The sequence below is a fragment of the Pseudomonas sp. D4-21 genome (assembly GCF_051132125.1).
GTDB lineage: Bacteria > Pseudomonadota > Gammaproteobacteria > Pseudomonadales > Pseudomonadaceae > Aquipseudomonas.
On sequence record NZ_CP071664.1, the window covers coordinates 1,582,043 to 1,598,482 of the forward strand.

Annotated in this window: 18 protein-coding genes; 4 read left to right on the forward strand and 14 right to left on the reverse strand. The window is 60.4% G+C overall.

The window, feature by feature from the left end; translation table 11 throughout:
* Position 1: 1 nt before the first annotated feature.
* Positions 2 to 964 (forward strand): zinc-binding dehydrogenase, encoded by a 963-nt coding sequence (locus J3Q04_RS07075; protein ID WP_434607232.1) that lies wholly within the window; start codon positions 2 to 4, stop codon positions 962 to 964.
* Between the two features lie 96 nt (positions 965 to 1,060).
* Here J3Q04_RS07075 and J3Q04_RS07080 read toward each other — a convergent pair whose 3' ends face one another.
* From J3Q04_RS07080 to J3Q04_RS07105, 6 genes are all read right to left on the reverse strand, one after another.
* Entirely contained in the window at positions 1,061 to 1,714 is a 654-nt protein-coding gene (locus J3Q04_RS07080; protein WP_434607229.1) for an HAD family hydrolase, read from the reverse strand.
* 47 nt (positions 1,715 to 1,761) lie between these two features.
* Positions 1,762 to 2,751, reverse strand: a complete 990-nt coding sequence (locus J3Q04_RS07085) for an ABC transporter ATP-binding protein (RefSeq protein ID WP_420766989.1) — start codon at positions 2,749 to 2,751, stop codon at positions 1,762 to 1,764.
* Positions 2,748 to 3,548 carry an ABC transporter permease gene (locus tag J3Q04_RS07090; RefSeq protein WP_420766988.1) on the reverse strand — a complete coding sequence of 267 codons (801 nt, stop codon included), beginning with the start codon at positions 3,546 to 3,548 and terminating at the stop codon, positions 2,748 to 2,750. Before J3Q04_RS07090 ends, J3Q04_RS07085 begins: the two co-directional genes overlap by 4 nt.
* Positions 3,535 to 4,371, reverse strand: a complete 837-nt coding sequence (locus J3Q04_RS07095) for an ABC transporter permease (protein ID WP_420766999.1) — start codon at positions 4,369 to 4,371, stop codon at positions 3,535 to 3,537. Before J3Q04_RS07095 ends, J3Q04_RS07090 begins: the two co-directional genes overlap by 14 nt.
* 5 nt (positions 4,372 to 4,376) lie before the next feature.
* On the reverse strand, positions 4,377 to 5,183 hold the full coding sequence (locus J3Q04_RS07100) for an alkaline phosphatase family protein (RefSeq protein WP_434607225.1): 807 nt from the start codon (positions 5,181 to 5,183) through the stop codon (positions 4,377 to 4,379).
* Positions 5,184 to 5,363: 180 nt separating this feature from the next.
* A complete protein-coding gene (locus J3Q04_RS07105; RefSeq protein ID WP_434607223.1) occupies positions 5,364 to 6,431 on the reverse strand; it encodes an ABC transporter substrate-binding protein in 1,068 nt (355 codons plus the stop codon).
* A gap of 349 nt (positions 6,432 to 6,780) precedes the next feature.
* Here J3Q04_RS07105 and J3Q04_RS07110 point away from each other — a divergent pair, with 349 nt between their 5' ends.
* Positions 6,781 to 7,506: a UTRA domain-containing protein gene (locus J3Q04_RS07110; protein WP_420766985.1), complete on the forward strand. Its 726-nt coding sequence runs from the start codon at positions 6,781 to 6,783 to the stop codon at positions 7,504 to 7,506.
* Positions 7,507 to 7,513: 7 nt separating this feature from the next.
* Here J3Q04_RS07110 and J3Q04_RS07115 read toward each other — a convergent pair whose 3' ends face one another.
* From J3Q04_RS07115 to minC, 7 genes are all read right to left on the reverse strand, one after another.
* Positions 7,514 to 7,696, reverse strand: coding sequence for a hypothetical protein (locus J3Q04_RS07115; RefSeq protein WP_420766984.1), 183 nt, complete (start codon positions 7,694 to 7,696; stop codon positions 7,514 to 7,516).
* Positions 7,697 to 7,902: 206 nt separating this feature from the next.
* Complete coding sequence (locus J3Q04_RS07120; RefSeq protein ID WP_420766983.1) at positions 7,903 to 9,192, reverse strand: M18 family aminopeptidase; 1,290 nt, start codon at positions 9,190 to 9,192, stop codon at positions 7,903 to 7,905.
* An 81-nt stretch (positions 9,193 to 9,273) separates the two neighbouring features.
* Positions 9,274 to 10,116, reverse strand: a complete 843-nt coding sequence (locus tag J3Q04_RS07125; protein ID WP_434607221.1) for a lipopolysaccharide kinase InaA family protein — start codon at positions 10,114 to 10,116, stop codon at positions 9,274 to 9,276.
* A 136-nt stretch (positions 10,117 to 10,252) separates the two neighbouring features.
* Positions 10,253 to 10,888, reverse strand: coding sequence for an RluA family pseudouridine synthase (locus J3Q04_RS07130; protein WP_420766981.1), 636 nt, complete (start codon positions 10,886 to 10,888; stop codon positions 10,253 to 10,255).
* 99 nt (positions 10,889 to 10,987) lie between these two features.
* Positions 10,988 to 11,242, reverse strand: coding sequence for a cell division topological specificity factor MinE (gene minE, locus J3Q04_RS07135; RefSeq protein WP_039594520.1), 255 nt, complete (start codon positions 11,240 to 11,242; stop codon positions 10,988 to 10,990).
* Entirely contained in the window at positions 11,242 to 12,054 is an 813-nt protein-coding gene (gene minD / locus J3Q04_RS07140) for a septum site-determining protein MinD (RefSeq protein WP_025214989.1), read from the reverse strand. The genes minE and minD overlap by 1 nt, the downstream gene beginning before the upstream one ends.
* Before the next feature lie 200 nt (positions 12,055 to 12,254).
* On the reverse strand, positions 12,255 to 12,989 hold the full coding sequence (gene minC, locus J3Q04_RS07145) for a septum site-determining protein MinC (protein ID WP_420766980.1): 735 nt from the start codon (positions 12,987 to 12,989) through the stop codon (positions 12,255 to 12,257).
* Positions 12,990 to 13,107: 118 nt separating this feature from the next.
* Between minC and J3Q04_RS07150 the strand changes: the two genes are divergently transcribed.
* A complete protein-coding gene (locus tag J3Q04_RS07150; protein WP_434607218.1) occupies positions 13,108 to 14,040 on the forward strand; it encodes a lipid A biosynthesis lauroyl acyltransferase in 933 nt (310 codons plus the stop codon).
* A 35-nt stretch (positions 14,041 to 14,075) separates the two neighbouring features.
* Positions 14,076 to 15,236, forward strand: a complete 1,161-nt coding sequence (locus tag J3Q04_RS07155) for a patatin-like phospholipase family protein (protein ID WP_420766978.1) — start codon at positions 14,076 to 14,078, stop codon at positions 15,234 to 15,236.
* 105 nt (positions 15,237 to 15,341) lie between these two features.
* Here the strand turns inward: J3Q04_RS07155 and J3Q04_RS07160 are convergent, their stop codons facing one another.
* Positions 15,342 to 16,127 (reverse strand): outer membrane protein OmpK, encoded by a 786-nt coding sequence (locus J3Q04_RS07160; RefSeq protein WP_434560121.1) that lies wholly within the window; start codon positions 16,125 to 16,127, stop codon positions 15,342 to 15,344.
* Positions 16,128 to 16,440 lie beyond the last annotated feature (313 nt).

The window sequence follows — 16,440 nt, forward strand, 5'->3', positions numbered from 1 at the left end:
CGTGAAAGCATTGCAAGGCGTTGAAGGCCAAGTGGTATGGGCAGATGAGCCAAGTCCGGCCTGCGATGCGGGCCAAGTTCGCATCCGCGTGGCTGCCGCCGGCCTGAATCGGGCCGATTTGCTGCAAAAAGCCGGGCATTATCCACCGCCACCCGGCGCGAGCCAGGTGTTGGGGCTGGAATGTTCGGGAGTGATCAGTGAAGTCGGGCCGGGCTCCTCCTGGCAGGTCGGTGACCGGGTCTGCGCGTTGCTGGCTGGCGGGGGAATGGCCGAAGAGGTAGTGGTCGATGGCCGCCATGTCTTGCCCGTGCCGGAAGGCCTGTCGATGGCCGAAGCGGCCGCGCTGCCTGAGGTCTACGGCACCGCGTGGCTGAATCTGTTCCAGCTTGCCGGCCTGCGGCCAGGCGAAAAAGTGTTGCTGCATGCCGGCGCCAGTGGCGTCGGTTCGGCGGCGATCCAGCTCTGCAAGGCGTTTGGCAACCCGTGCTGGGTCAGCGTCGGTTCGGCGGATCGCCTGGCCTATTGCGAAGCATTGGGGGCCCAGGGCGGCGTGGTTCGTACCGACGATATCAACAGCCTGAACGACTTCGCGCCCTTCGACGTCATTCTCGATCCGGTCGGCGCGAACTACGCCGGCCTCAACGTGAAACTTTTGTCAGTTGACGGCCGCTGGGTGCTGATCGGCCTCATGGGCGGCCGCACGACCGAACTCGACCTGGCCCAGGTGCTGGGCAAGCGCATCCAACTGCTGGGTTCGACCCTGCGCAGTCGCAACGATCAGTTCAAGGCTGACTTGATCAGCGAATTGGGGCAGAACGTATGGCCGCTGTTTACCGATAAACGCCTGAGTCCGCAGCTGGCCAGGACGTTTGCAATCACCGATGCCGAGGCGGCGTTTGCGGAGCTGGCGACCAATCAGGTGTCCGGGAAGTTGGTGTTGGTGATCGACGAGAGCTTGAGCTGATCGGTCCCCTGTGGCGAGGGAGCAAGCTCCCTCGCCACAAAGCCACAAAGCCACAAAAAGCCATAAACGCTTCAGGTGTTCTGGAGTTGATCCGCTTCACTTCCAGGTATGAATCGGCCAACCAGCCAACTCAGCGTGAGCTTTCAACACCGGGTCTGGATTCACCACATGCGGGTAATCCACCCGCAGCAGCAACGGCAGGTCATTGCGCGAATCGGAGTAAAAACTGGCGCCTTCGAGGTTCTCTTCCTCGGCATCCAGCCAATCCAGCAAGCGGGAAATTTTGCCCTCACGGTAGGTCAGGGTGCCCACGGTCTTGCCGCTGTACACCCCATGGGCCACTTCGAGGTCGATCGCCAGGATCTCATCGATGCCCAGGCGCTCGGCAATCGGCTTGACCAGGTGCGTGCCCGAAGCCGAGATCACCAGGATCCGGTCGCCGGCCTTGCGGTGTTCGGCGATGGCCTTGGTGGCGTCGCTGAAGATGATCGGCTCGATGAAATCTTCCACCCACGGTGTCACCAGGTGCTCGATCTCTTCGGGCGTGCGGCCGATCATCGGTTCCAGGCTGAAGTCCATGTACTCTTCCATGCGCAATTTGCCGTGGCTGTAGGCATCCATCAGCTCGTTGTTGCGACGCATGAACGACTCGGGATCGACCCAACCCAGGCGCCCCATCTGTTCGCTCCAGAGGGTGGCGCAGTCGCCGTGGATCAGGGTTTCGTCCAGATCAAAAATTGCCAGGGCCATCAGCGCGTTTTCCTTCTCAAGATCAGCTTCAAAAATCAACAAGGCCGTCAGGCTACCTCACACAGCGCCGACGGATCGATGGAAAGTGCCAACCGCGCACCGTCAGGATGCAGGTCGGCGGCCGAACGGTTGAGCACATCGACCACCAGCTCCACGCCACGGGCCTCGACCCGGTAGCGGATGACGTTGCCCAGCAGGCTGTGGCTGCGGATCAGTGCATCGGGCTCTCCATTGCGACTCAGTTCGATGGCTTCCGGGCGAATGGCGATGCGACCGTTCACTGGGCGTTGCAGCAGCTTCGTGGCGCTGTCGGCGTCCAGCAGGTTGTAGTTGCCGATGAAGCCGGCGGCAAAGACGTCGACTGGCGCAGTGTAAAGGGTCTCGGCATCGCCGCTCTGTACGATCTTTCCCTGGTTCATTAGGAAAATCCGGTCAGACATGGTCAGGGCTTCTTCCTGATCGTGTGTGACGAAGATCGTGGTCAAGCCCAGTTCGCGCTGGATCTGTCGGATCTGTTCACGCAGGTGTTTGCGAATCCGTGCGTCGAGGGCCGAGAGGGGTTCGTCCAGCAGCAACAGGCGCGGCCGGGTCACCAGGGAGCGGGCAAGGGCGACACGCTGGCATTGGCCTCCTGAAAGCTGGTGGGGATAGCGCGCTGCAAAATCATGCAACTCCACCAGACGCAGGATCTCCAGTACACGCTGACGGCTGTCCGAGGCATCCACCTTTTGCATGCGCAGGCCGAAGGCGACGTTCTGTTCCACGGTCATGTTCGGGAACAAGGCGTAGCTCTGGAAGACCATGCCGATCCCACGCTTCTGCGGGCTCAACGGGACGATGTCCTGGCCGTCCAGCAGGATCTTGCCGTCATCCACCGCCGTCAGGCCGGCAATGCAGCGCAACAATGTGGACTTGCCGCAGCCCGAGGGGCCGAGAAGGGTGACGAATTCGCCCTTCTGGATTTCGCAGTTGATGTCGCTGAACACCGGCGTGCCGGCGTAGCTTTTTTGCAGGTGTTGGACGCTGACGTAGCTCATTGGCTTTTGTCCTTGTTCAAGATGTTGGCCGCCCAGGTCAGGACCAGTACGAAGAAAAAGTAGGAAATCACCAGCGCACTGGTGAAGTGGCCGCTGCTGTTGCGCATGTTGTTCAGGTACACCTGCAGGGTTTCATAGCGGGTGCCGACGAGGATGTTGGCGAACACGAACTCGCCGAACAGGAACGAGAAGGACAGCAACAACGCCACCATCAGGCCCTTGCGCAGGTTCGGCAGCACCACCAGCAGTGCGGCCTGGAAAGTACTGGCGCCGAGCAGTTGGGCAGCGTCCATCAGGTCACGCAGGTTGATGGCTTGCAGGTTGTTGGTGATTGCTCGGTACATGAACGGCAGGGCGACGGTGAAATAGCAGCCGATCAGGATCCACGGCGTGCCAACCATCGCCAGAGGGCCGGAACCATAGAGTTGCAACAGCCCCACCGACGACACCACCGGCGGCACCGCGAAGGGGAGCAGGATGAGGATGTTCATCAGCGCATCGAGCTTGGGAAAGTGGTAATGCACCACGAACAGCAGCGGCAGGATCAGCACCACCGAGAGCACCAGCGCCCCCACACAGACGACCAGCGATTGGCCGAAAGCATGGAGAAAGCGCGGATCGCTCCACAACTGCACGTACCATTTGAAGGTAAAGCCGCTGGGTAACACGGTGGCCGACCAGCTGCTAGCGATGGAGTAGACCAGTGTCCCGACCAGGGGCAGCAACAGAATGGCGAACAGCAGGTACACCACCGCTCGATGATAGAGCCCGACGGAGCCCGATTCAGCGCGAGACATGGTAGCTCCTCTTGAGCAGCAATTGATGGACGATGGTTACCAGAGTCATCAGCGCCACCAGCACCACGGCCAATGCACTGGCCATGTTCGGGTCAAGGGAAATGTCGCCGGAGACCATGGCGGCGATGCGAATCGGCAGGACGTTGAAGTTGCCGGTGGTCAATGCATAGACCGTCGCGTAGGCGCCGAGAGCATTTGCCAGCAGGATCACGAACGTGCCCAGCAGCGCCGGGGTCAGCACCGGCAAGCCGATGTGCCGCCAGAACTGCCAGCCGCTGGCGCCCAACAGGGCGGCGGACTCACGCCAGTCTTCACGCAGCGCGTCGAACGCCGGGTAAAGCAGCAGTACGCCCAGGGGAATCTGGAAATAGGTGTAGAGAATGATCAACCCGGTTTTCGAGTACAGGTTGAAATCCTCGATGATGCCCGCCTGCTTGAGCATGATCGTGATACTGCCGTTGAACCCCAGCAAGATGATGAAGGCGAAAGCCAGGGGCACGCCGGCGAAGTTGCTGGTCATGTTGGCGAATGCGTTGACGAAGTTGCGCAGCCGCGAATCCACTCGACGCAGGGAGTAGCTGCCGAGCACGGCGATAACGATGCCGAACACGCTGGACCAGAAGCTGATTTCCAGGCTGTGCTGGATCGCTTGCCGATAAAACTTCGAACTGAAGATCTTGCTGAAGTTGGCCAGGCCCCAGCCGAACTCTTCCGATTCCAAGCTGTTGACCAGCACCCAGAGCAGCGGGGCGATCTGGAAGACGATGAAGAATATCGCGAAGGGCACCAGGCACAACGCTGCCAGCCATTTGCCGCGCGTCATGGCGTTCACTTGAGCAACTCCTGGCAAAAGGGTTTGTCGTGGGCGATGCCAAGCAATTGGCAAATCGTGCCGCACAGTTCGGTTTGCAGGGGAGCCGCGTCGGCGTTCAGGCTGAAACCATCCCCGAGGACAAAGAGCGGCACTTCCCGTTCTTCCGCCAGCAGCCCGTTGTGGGAGCGATCGTTGTTCATGCCATGGTCGGACGTCACCAGCACTTGGTAACCGGCGTCGAGCCAGGCTTGCAGGTAGACGGCCAGGTTGATGTCGGCCGAGCGGGCACTGTTGCGGTATTGCGCAGTGTCGAGGCCGTGCTTGTGGCCGGCGTCGTCGATGTTCATCGGATGCACCAACAGAAAATTCGGCAAGTAGCGCTGCCGCAGGTGTTCGGCATCAGCGAACAGGTGGGAATCGGGGTAGTGGTCGTTCCAGTAGAAATGGCCGTATTGGATCGGCAGGTCGGAGTTATGTGTATGGCGGTCGCGACCGGCAACGAAGGGCGAAACGTTATAGAGCTCGCTGACCCAATGGTAGGCAGCGGCCGCCGTGCTAAGGCCGGCCTCGGTGGCGTAATGGAAAATGCTGCGCTGGTTCGACAGGCGCGAGACGTTGTTGTGCACGATTCCACTGTCGATAGGCACGACGCCGGTGAGTATGCATTCATAGAGCGGGCGGGACAGTGCGGGCAATTCACATTCCAGTTTGTAGAGCGCCGCGCGTCCTGCGCCGACATATGCCTGCAAATGTCCCATGGCATGCCGGGCGACCTCGTAGTTGAGACCGTCGAGCACCACCAGGATGACGTTGTGCTTCATGGGGACCGGGACTCCGGGCAAGAACCAAAAAACCGGGTTCACCAAGCGTCCAATGTGGGAGCGAGCCTGCTCGCGATTGCGGTGTGTCAGCCAATATTCATGTCGACTGATACTCCCTCATCGCGAGCAAGCTCGCTCCCACAATGGATCAGCGGTGATCCGGGAGTGGAAGCTAGCGCCTCACTTCATCTCGACGATGACTTCTTCATTCCACTGCTGCGGCAGTGCCTTGGAGGTCTTCTCCCACGCATCCGCATCCTTGATCGGGGTCACGCCTTTGTACTGCTCGTTCGGCAGCAGCTTTGCCTGGACCTCTTCCGGCAGTTTCAGGTGCTCGGCGCGAATCGGGCGGGCGTTACCCTTGGCAAGGTTGATCTGGCCGGCGTCGCTGAAGATGTATTCGCGGGTCAGCTTGGCGGCGTTCGGGTGCTTGGCGTATTTGTTGATGATGGTGGTGTAGCCGGAGATCACCGAGCCGTCGGACGGGATCAACACGACGTAGTCATCCGGGTTGGCCATCTTGGCCTTGTAGCTCAGGCCGTTGAAATCCCAGACCACGCCGACTTCGACTTCACCTTTTTCCATCGTGGCAATGGTCGGGTTGGCCATGGACAGGCGCCCTTGCTTGGCAATCTCGGCGAACATCAACAGCGCGGGCTTGATGTTCTTCTCGTCGCCACCGTTTGCCAGGGCCGCGGCCAGCACACCGTTCGCCGCCTGGGCAGCGGTGCTCACGTCACCAATCGAGACTTTGTATTTACCGGTTTTCAGGTCGGCCCATTTGGTCGGGACGTCGGAGCCATGCAGCAGCTTCTTGTTGACGATGAAGGCGATGGTGCCGGTGTAGGCCAGGGCCCAGTTGCCGTCCTTATCCTTGGCCCAGTCCGGCACCTGTTCCCAGGTGCTTGGCTTGTAGGGCTGGACCACGCCCTGCTTGACCGCAATCGGGCCGAAAGCGGCACCGACGTCGCCGATGTCGGCGCTGGCGTTGTCTTTCTCGGCCGCGAATTTGGCGATTTCCTGGGCGGAGCTCATGTCGGTGTCGATGTGCTTCAAGCCATAGAGCTTGGCCAGGTCGTCCCAGGTGCCTTTCCAGTTCGCCCAGTCATCGGGCATGCCGACGCTGTTTACGGCGCCTTCCGCTTTCGCAGCGGCTTCCAGTGTTTTCAGATCGGTATCAGCGGCCATGGCGGCTGTGCACATGGCGATGGTCGAGCCTAACATTGATGCCAGGAAAAGCTGTTTCATCCGAAGCTCCTATGGGCGTTTTCAACGCTGCGATTGCGGTTGTGTTGGTCTAGGTCAGCAATACCTGAGCCAATGTAGGTGTCTCCCATGACATTTTGATGTCGACTGCAAGCGCGCCAGCAATCGTCGGGCTCACGGAGGGTCGCTGCGTCATAAGCGTAGACCATGAGTAAACAACTGATCTGCAAGGACTTGGCCGTTTAATTGCAAGCCAGCAAATAGACCGTTCAGCGGTTGTGTCATCTCTCAGTCATGCTCAGCGCCTAGGCTTGCAGGCATGCGATACGGATCGAAGCGGCAAAGATCCCGCCCCGAAACAGTGCTGGTCTAGTCCAGATAGGTAACGTTGATGCGCGTTGAGGCAACCAAAGCGGTGACATCCATCGGACAAGTCCTGCAAGAGCAGATCGACCACGGCTTGCTGGCGGCCGGCAACAAATTGCCAGCCGAGCGCAAACTCAGCGAACTGTTCGGCACCACTCGGATTACCGTGCGCGAGGCATTGTTGCAGTTGGAAGCCCAAGGGCAGATTTACCGCGAGGAACGTCGGGGCTGGTTCGTTTCGCCACCGCGGCTGGCCTACAACCTGATGCAGCGCAGCCATTTCCACGCGATGGTTGCCGCTCAAGGCCGGGTGCCGCGCACCGAAGTCATATCGGCCCGCTTGCAACCCGCCTCGGCGGCAATCTGCGCCTGGCTTCAACTGCCGGCGCTGTCCAGCGTCATCCAGATCTGTCGCACCCGGCGTATCGATGAAAGACTGGTGCTTTATGTGGAGCATTATCTGAACCCGTCGTACTTTCCGGACATTCTCGCGTTCGATCTCAACCAGTCCATGACCGAGCTGTACGCCCGCCATTACGACTTGCATTACGGACGGGTGAAATTCGACATCGTGCCTACCTCGCTGCAACCCGAGGCCGCGGCGGCGCTGAAAGTGTCGGTCGGCAGCCCCGGGCTGCGGATTGCTCGGGTCAACTATGACCAGCACCAACGGCTGATCGATTGTGACTTGGAATTCTGGCGGCACGACGCGATCCACGTTGGCGTGGACGTGCCGGAACAACCCGCCTGAGGCGTATTCAGGAGGACTCGTTGAGCTTCGCCATAATCCTGAACAGCACTGTGATAAGGATCAGCAACATGCCGATCCACATGGCGAACACCCCGACATTTTTGTCTCGGAAGTTGAAGCCAATGGCCAGCAGGATCATGCCGGCGATGATGGGCACGAGCATGGCGTTGAACGAGGACATGGAGATCATTGCGACGGCCTTGTCGGGAGGGATAAGGTCAGTCTAGTTCGGGTTTGCTTGGGGTGTGGTGAGGTGTGTCATGAGTTATCCAGACCTTTTCGCTGGATACCCTTGTGGCGAGGGAGCTTGCTCCCGCTCCAGTGCGCAGCACTGGCAAAACCGGTTTGGGGTGGCTGCGCCACCCAGCGGGAGCAAGCTCCCTCGCCACGAAGGCTTTATGGCAACTCGCGAGAAGCGTAGAACGCGCTCAGCACTTTCACCAGGTGCGCCAGGTCTTGGCTACCGCACAGTTCGCGGATCGAATGCATGGCAAAGGTCGGCAGGCCAATGTCCACGGTGCGCACACCCAGTTGACTGGCGGTGATCGGGCCGATGGTCGAGCCGCAACCCATGTCGCTGCGCACCACGAAACTCTGCACCGGTACTTCTTCGGCCATGCACAGGTGGCGGAAGAAGCCGGCGGTTTCGCTGTTGGTGGCGTAGCGCTGGTTGGTGTTGACCTTGATCACCGGGCCGGCGTTGAGCTTGGGGCCATGATTGGCGTCGTGCTTGTCGGCATAGTTGGGGTGTACGCCGTGGGCGTTGTCTGCGGAGACCAGCAGGGATTTCTGAATGGTGCGTACGAAATCTTCACCGTCGGGCAGCAGACGGCGCAGGGTCTGTTCGAGCATCGGGCCGTCCGCGCCACACGCCGAAGTAGAACCGACCTCTTCGTGGTCGTTGCACACCAGCACGCAGGTTTCTTCGGTGTCGGCGGTCAGCAAGGCTTGCAGGCCGGCATAGCAGGAGAGCAGGTTGTCCAGTCGCGCGCCGGTGATGAAATCACCATGCAAACCGATGACCGCTGCGCTTTGGGTGTCATAGAAGCTCAGCTCGTAATCGAGCACCACGTCGGCGTTCAAGCCGTGTTCCCGGGCCAACTGGTCAGTGAGCACGGCGCGGAAGTCGACGCGTTCGTCGCCAGCAAACTGGGCGAGGATCGGCGGCAGCTCGTTCTGCGGATTGATCGCCCAGCCTTGGTTGGCTTCACGGTTGAGATGAATGGCCAGGTTTGGAATCGTGGCGATCGGCGCCTTGAAATCGATCAGCTGACTCTCGACCTTGCCGTCACGGCGGAAGGTCACGCGGCCGGCCAGCGACAAGTCGCGGTCGAACCACGGCGCCAGCAGTGCGCCGCCGTACACTTCCACGCCCAGTTGCCAGAATCCCTGGCGTTGCAGTTCCGGCTGGGGCTTGACCCGCAGGCAAGGGCTGTCGGTGTGGGCGCCGACCAGGCGGATGCCGTCGTGTAGCGCAGAGTTGCGGCCCAGTTTGAAAGCGATGATCGAGGAATCGTTGCGCGTGACGTAATAGCGGCCGTTGGCCTCGGTGGCCCAGGTTTCGCGCTCATCGAGACGCTGGTAACCCGCCGCCTCCAGGCGCTGGGCAAGGCTGGCGGTAGCATGGAACGGGGTGGGGGAGGCCTTGAGGAAGTCGATCAGGCCCTGGTTCAACTCTGCGCGCATAAATAACTCCAGACAGCAATGGGCGCAAGTTTACCCCATCGGGCAGCGACATAGCAGGGCCAATGCCGCGCCCCGAATGGCTCAGTCAAGCAGGAGCCGGCCTTGCAGGAACACTTCTCGGCGCTCCTTGCGGCCCAGGTGGCAGTGCTTGCTGACCTGATACACCTTGTTGAAGTTTTCCATCGAGACCGTTGGCTTGCGATCGAGGTATTCCTCGACCAGGCTGTCGTACCGTGCTTCGGTGATGTACCGGTAGATTTCACGGTGGTACAGGAACCCGAGCTGGAAGCCGAGTGTTTCGCTGTGAAACGGCGTCGGCCGGGAAAAACAGTTCTCGAAATCGATCGCCATCAGCGGACGTTGTGGATCAGCCGGGTGCATGAGATTGCCAGCCCAGAAATCCATGTGGCTTATGTTCCTGCTTGTCAGGGAATCCAGCAGTTCGAAGGCTTTGTGGGTGAATGTTTCAATTTGTCCGGGATGTTCCGCCAGCCATTTTGCGCCGTCGGTGTAATCCTCCAGCAACTCGGTGATCAGGAAGTAATCCTGGGCCAGGCCTAATCCACTCCTGGTGTAGCCAAACCCCTGGAGCGTCGGCATCCGGACGCCGCGATGCTGGGCCAGCAGCGTGTTCTGCAGCTCTTCCAGTGGCCAGTCAAAGCGCCCGTTGCGCTGGGGGGTGCCCAATGTGACGCGTACTTTGCTTCGCCAACTGCCCAGGCGCTGGACCTTGGCAAACAAAGCCTGTTTGCTGCCCGCAATGATTGCCGTCGCCCTGGTCACCGCGCGCTTGCGGCGATTGATGATGAGCTGGCGCAGCGCTTGCTCGGTGCGATGACAAGGTTCGTCCCGTAGATGTAAATCCGTATTCAAGAAGCGGAAGGTATAACGGTAGTCCTGCTGAAGCGGTGGAGAATCTGGCACGGGCGTCCTGGCCTTGGCTAAATGCCACCATCTTAAGCATATTCCATTGAATGTGAAGACTTTTCCTACACACGGTGTCCCGGTCGAGGCCTCTGGCGCGTATCGCCAGAAGGCTCGACTTCGTTTGATCCCTTGTTCAGAACGGTGCCGGGCACTCGAAACGCAAGCGCTCGCCGCTTTGCGGATGGGTAAAGCTGAGCATGCTGGCGTGCAGGCACAGGCGCGGCCAGGCCGCCAATGCCTGCGGATGGGCATAGAGTCCGTCGCCCAGCAACGGATGACCGATGGACAGCATGTGCACGCGCAACTGATGTGAGCGTCCGGTGATAGGCGTCAGTTCGACCCGACACCAGTCGCCGCAACGTTCGAGTACACGCCAGAACGTCAGGGCATGCTTGCCGTGCTCATGGTCCACGACGTGACGGGGCTTGGTCGGTGGGTCGTAGCGCAAGGGCAGATCGATGCTGCCACTGTCCAGCTCGGGCTGGCCCCAGCACAACGCGGTGTAGGCTTTTTCGGTTTCGCGGTCATGAAACTGGCGGGACAGTTCGCGATGGGTATCCGGATCGCGGGCTAGCAGGATGATGCCGGAGGTTTCCCAGTCGAGCCGGTGCACGATTCGCGCTTCCGGATAGCCGTTTTCCTGCAGGCGAGTGATCAGGCAATCTTTATTGTCGTCCGCCCGGCCAGGCACGGACAGGAGCAGGGTCGGCTTGTCGACCACGAGTACGGCGGCGTCCTGGTGGAGGATGCGGATGTTGGACAGGGGCATTAAACAGTCTCGTAACAAACGGCAACGGCGGCTCGGGCCCTTCTCCAATCCCAGGGGGAGAGGAGAGGGCCCGAGCCGCCGTGGCTCCCGCAGGGTCGATCAGCGATCCGGCAGGGTGATATTGAGTTCCAGAATCGAGCAGCTGCCCTGGCTTTCGAGCGCCACATGCACGTCATCGTTGCCGATGTTGACGTACTTGCGGATCACTTCCACCAGTTCCTTCTGCAAGGCCGGCAGGTAATCAGGGGTGCTGCGCTGGCCGCGTTCGTGCGCCACGATGATCTGTAGACGCTCTTTCGCGACCGAGGCGGTACTTGGCTTTTTGTTGGCACGAAAGAAGTCAAAAAGGTTCATTACCTACCTCCAAACAGGCGCTCGAAGAAACCTTTCTTCGTGACGTCGAGGAATCGATGTTCGACGGTTTTGCCCAGTAGACGATCGACTGCATCGCTGTACGCCTGGCCAGCGTCGCTCTGGTCGTCAAGAATGACCGGCACGCCGGAGTTCGAGGCCTTGAGTACCGCTTGGGATTCTGGAATCACGCCCAGCAGGGTGACCGCCAGGATTTCCTTGACGTCCTCGACGCCGAGCATTTCGCCGTCGCTGACGCGCTGAGGGTTGTAGCGGGTCAGAAGCAAGTGTTCCTTGATCGGCTCTTCGCCCTGCTCGGCGCGACGGGACTTGCTCGCCAGAAGGCCCAGCATGCGGTCGGAGTCACGCACCGACGACACTTCCGGGTTGGTCACGACGATCGCTTCGTCAGCGAAGTACATGGCCAGGTGGGCACCTTTTTCGATACCGGCCGGGGAGTCGCAGACCACGAATTCGAAGTCTTCCTTGAGCTGCATCAGCACCTTTTCCACGCCTTCCTGGGTCAGCGCGTCTTTGTCGCGGGTCTGGCTGGCGGCCAGCACGTACAGGTTCTCAAGGCGCTTGTCCTTGATCAGGGCTTGTTGCAGGTTCGCTTCGCCATTGACCACGTTGACGAAGTCATAGACCACGCGACGCTCGCAACCCATGATCAGGTCGAGGTTACGCAGGCCGACGTCGAAGTCGACGATGACTGTTTTGTGGCCGCGCAAGGCGAGGCCGGTACCGATAGCGGCGCTGGTGGTGGTCTTACCCACACCACCCTTGCCGGATGTAACCACGAGAATCTTGGCCAAGGTGTTTCACCCCTAAGGAAAAAGGACTTTGTCAGCCCCTGAAAAACATCTCTGGAAAACTGCTGCAACTGCACAGGCTTGGCTGGAATAGGACATTGGGCCGGGTCTACTTCTGGTAAACACTGCCTGATCCTTTTTCCTACGTCGTTAAGCTGTTTTCGCTACGTTTTAGAGATGCTTGGAAAATGCGGCAGTATCCGTTAAAGCCGAATGATGTTCAACACGTCGCCCGACAGGCTGACCTGGACGCCAGCCCCCCACAACGGGTCGCGACGCAAATCCTCGGAAACCTTGTAATGCCCGGCGATGGAGACCAGTTCGGCGCTCAACTGCTGACAGAAGATCCTTGCCTTGGTGTCGCCCTTGACACCGGCCAGCGCACGGCCGCGCATCGGGCCGTATACATGGATGTTGCCATCGGCCAGAAGTTCCGCGCCCGGACTGACCGAGGACACGACGACCAGATCGCCACCCTGGGCATAAATCTGCTGTCCGCCGCGTACCGGCGTGGTGATCACACGGGTTGGCTTGACGGTGGGCTCTGCTGGTTTCTCGGGTTTCTTCGGTTCGGCCGGGCTCAGTTCCAGCACCCGCTCACGAGCACCGGAAGGCGGTAGCACCGGGATGTCAATGGCGATGGCGGCGGCGATGTCTTCGATGCGGCTGGCGCGGATCGCCAGCGTGCGCAGGCCGTGTTGGCGGCAGACGCGCATCAGGCCAGGCAAGTCCACTGAACCTTCGCCGGCAGGCAGCTTGTCCAGTGCCAGTACCAGGGGGGCATTGCTGAAAAAATTCGGGGCCTGGGCGACTTTCGCCGCCAACTGCCGGTCAAGACCTTCCAGGTCGTTACGGGCCAGTTCCAGCACCGTAATGGCGAGCATGCTGCCCTTCAGCTGGAACACGGGATCTTGGTCTAGCGGTTCGGTTTGGCTCATGGTCGGCGTACAACGACTTGTCACTAAAAGTGCCGAGACTTATAACGAGATCGCCCGTCAGCCGCAACCCGGGTCGAACAATGTAGAATGCGCGGCCCAAGTCTTTGTGGAAGCTGTAATGGATCGCCCGCGTCTTCGAGCTGCATTTTTTCATCCGCGTTTCTGGCTGCTGTGGTGCGGCCTGGGGCTGTTGTGGCTGATCGTTCAGTTGCCGTATCCGTTGCTGCTGCGGATCGGCCGGGCGCTGGGCGCGCTGATGTACCGGGTGGCCGGCGACCGGCGGCGCATCGCCAGTCGCAACCTGGAACTGTGTTTTCCCGAGAAGTCCGCCGCTGAGCGCAAGCGCTTGCTCAAGGAAAACTTCGCCTCCACCGGCATCGCGTTCTTCGAAATGGCCATGAGCTGGTGGTGGTCGCGTTCGCGCCTGGCGAAGCTGGCCCATGTCGAAGGGCTGGAGCATCTCAAGCAGGCCCAGCGCGAGGGCCGGGGTGTGATCCTGATGGCGCTGCATTTCACCACGCTGGAAATCGGCGCGGCGTTGTTGGGCCAACAGCACACCATCGATGGCATGTACCGCGAGCACAAGAACCCGTTGTTCGACTATATCCAGCGCCGCGGTCGCGAACGGCACAACCTCGATTCCCTCGCGGTGGAACGCGATGATGTGCGCGGCATGCTCAAGTTGCTGCGCGCGGGCCGGGCGATCTGGTATGCACCGGACCAGGACTACGGCGCCAAGCAAAGTGTATTCGTGCCATTGTTCGGCATCCAGGCGGCGACGGTCACCGCCACCAGCAAATTTGCGCGCTTGGGCAAGGCACTGGTCGTGCCGTTCGTCCAGGAGCGCCTGGCTGATGGCAGCGGCTATCGTCTGGTGATCCAGGCGCCGCTGGAGGATTTTCCGGGTCAGACCGAGGAAGCCGATTGCATTCGCATCAACCAGTGGGTAGAAAAATCGGTCAGCCAATGCCCCGGGCAATATCTCTGGGCCCATCGGCGCTTCAAGACCCGTCCGCCGGGTGAGCCGAAGTTGTACGAAAAACGCGGTTGAAATGTAGCCTAATTGACTGAGCACGGAGCATCGCGATGACCCCAGCTGAACCGGTAACAGGTTTGATTCTTTCCGGCGGCGGGGCTCGAGCGGCATATCAGGTGGGCGTATTGGCGGCCATCGCCGAGTTATTGCCAGACGGCGCAGACAACCCGTTCCCGGTGATCGTCGGCACGTCGGCTGGCGCGATCAACGCGGTCAGCCTGGCAAGCGGTGCGATGGATTTCAAAAGCGCCATCGAGCGGCTGACGGCGTTCTGGCAAGCGGTGCGCAGCCACCAGGTGATGCGCAGCGATTGGCGTGGCGTGCTCGTCCAGGCGACGCGTTTCATAACGCACAGCCTGTTGGGCCTGGGGGCCAAGTTGCCGGTGGCGCTGGTCGACAGTTCACCGTTGCGCGAATTGCTCCGGGCACAATTCCATGCGTCGGGTATCGAGCAGGCGATCGCCGAGCACCAGCTGCGAGCGGTGGCGGTGACCGCGTTCGGCTACGAGTCCGGACAGGCGGTGACGTTCTATCAAGGTCGCGGCACTATAGATGCCTGGTTGCGGCACCGGCGCATCGGTGTCCCGACGCAGTTGTCGGTGGAGCATCTGCTGGCCAGTTCCGCGATCCCCTTGCTGTTCGCACCGGTCAAGATCGGCCCCCAGTACTTCGGCGACGGCGCGGTGCGCCAATCGGCGCCGATCAGTCCAGCCCTGCACCTGGGAGCCAATCGTGTGTTGGTCATCGGCGTCAGTGGCAACCCCCGCGGCGCGGGTGGGCAAACGCCCCAGGAGCGCAGCTACACCGGCCAGCAACCCACCCTGGCGCAGATCGGCGGACACATGCTCAACAGCACGTTCATCGACAGCCTGGAAAGCGACATCGAGTTGCTTGGGCGCCTCAACCAGTTCAGTCACCTCCTGCCCGAGGGCGTGCCTGCCCATACCCTCGGTGCGGCACCGGTGGAGGTGTTGGTGATTTCGCCAAGCCAACCGATCGACGAGATCGCCGCCCGTCATCGCCAGGAACTGCCCCGCGCGTTGCGGGTGTTCCTGCGCGGGCCGGGCGCGACCAAGACCAGCGGGGCTGGGGTGTTGAGCTATCTGCTGTTCGAGGCGGGGTACTGCGGCGAGCTGATCGAGCTGGGGCGCCAGGATGCGTTGGCGCAGCGTGAGGCGTTGAGCCGGTTCCTGGGCTTGGCTCAGGAGTAGCGGGTCTGACGCCATCGCGAGCAGGCTCGCTCCCACAAGGAATTCCCTGTGGATGCTGAGCGGGTTTCCGCTCCGGGAATCACTGTGGCAGCGAGCCTTGGTCGATCAGAAATGGTACTTCAGCAAGAAACTGGTATTGCTCTGGTTGGTCTTGAAACTACCGCTGTCTTCGATCGCGTATTTGTTTTTCCAGTAGTCGTATTCCACACCGACATACAGTTGCTTGGCGCCCAGTTTCAAGGCCTTGCCCAAGTCATATTTGATCTGCGGGACGATGTGCAGGTTGGCGTGGTAGGTGCCCTTTGAGTTGGTGTCGTTGTCCACGACCCAGTCGATGAAACCATCGATCAGGATATCGGACGACCCCACGGGCACGGTGTAGGCCCAGGCCGGTGTGATCTGCCAGACGTTGTCGCCGGCACGCGAGCCTTCGGTCTGGCGGTTGTAGAAATTGAGCTGGAAATAATCGAAACCGGGAATGGCCAGGTCGAAACCCGGGCCGATCAGGTAAGACTCGTTGTCGCCTTCGCCAAACTCATAGGTCATCGCCAGCAGCACGTCCTTGATCGGACCCAGTTCGAGCTTCTGGTCAAAAATCTTGCCGAACGACAAGCGTGGGCTGAACTCGCCGTAATAGGTATTCGGGCCGGACTGGCTGTCGTCCTGGCCGTTGTAGAAGATCCGGTCGAGGAAGAAAAAGTTGTCGCCGTATTTCCACGCATCGGCATGCTCGAACGTCACGGTCTGCTGGATGCGTGGGTTGATCTGGAAATCCTTGCCATACAGGTAGCTCAGGCTGTTGCTCTGCCATTGGAGCAGGTCGCCTGCCACGGCCTGTCCCCCTGCCAACAAAGATCCCGCAACGATCAGGTTGGTGCACGTGCGTTTCATTCGGTTTGCTCCCAAAGGTAAGTGGTATCGCGTTTCTTGTCGTCAGCGCTCTGGTGTGGCGCTTTTTCTACGGATAAACATCCGTTCGGTCAGCTTTTTGTTTGTGACAAGAGCTGAAAACAGCGGCGTCGGTCAGGATCCGATTGTTATTTGGAGACGTCCGGATTCGAACGGCCGCGCAGGATACGGGCTTGCATGGAGGGGCTCAAGTGCGTTGCGACAGCGCATGGGCAACGGATGCGGGGCGTGAGTGTGGAAAGTGTGCATGGGGTGCTTTCCTCTTGTTGTTATTGTTGAGGCGCAGGCGGCCGCT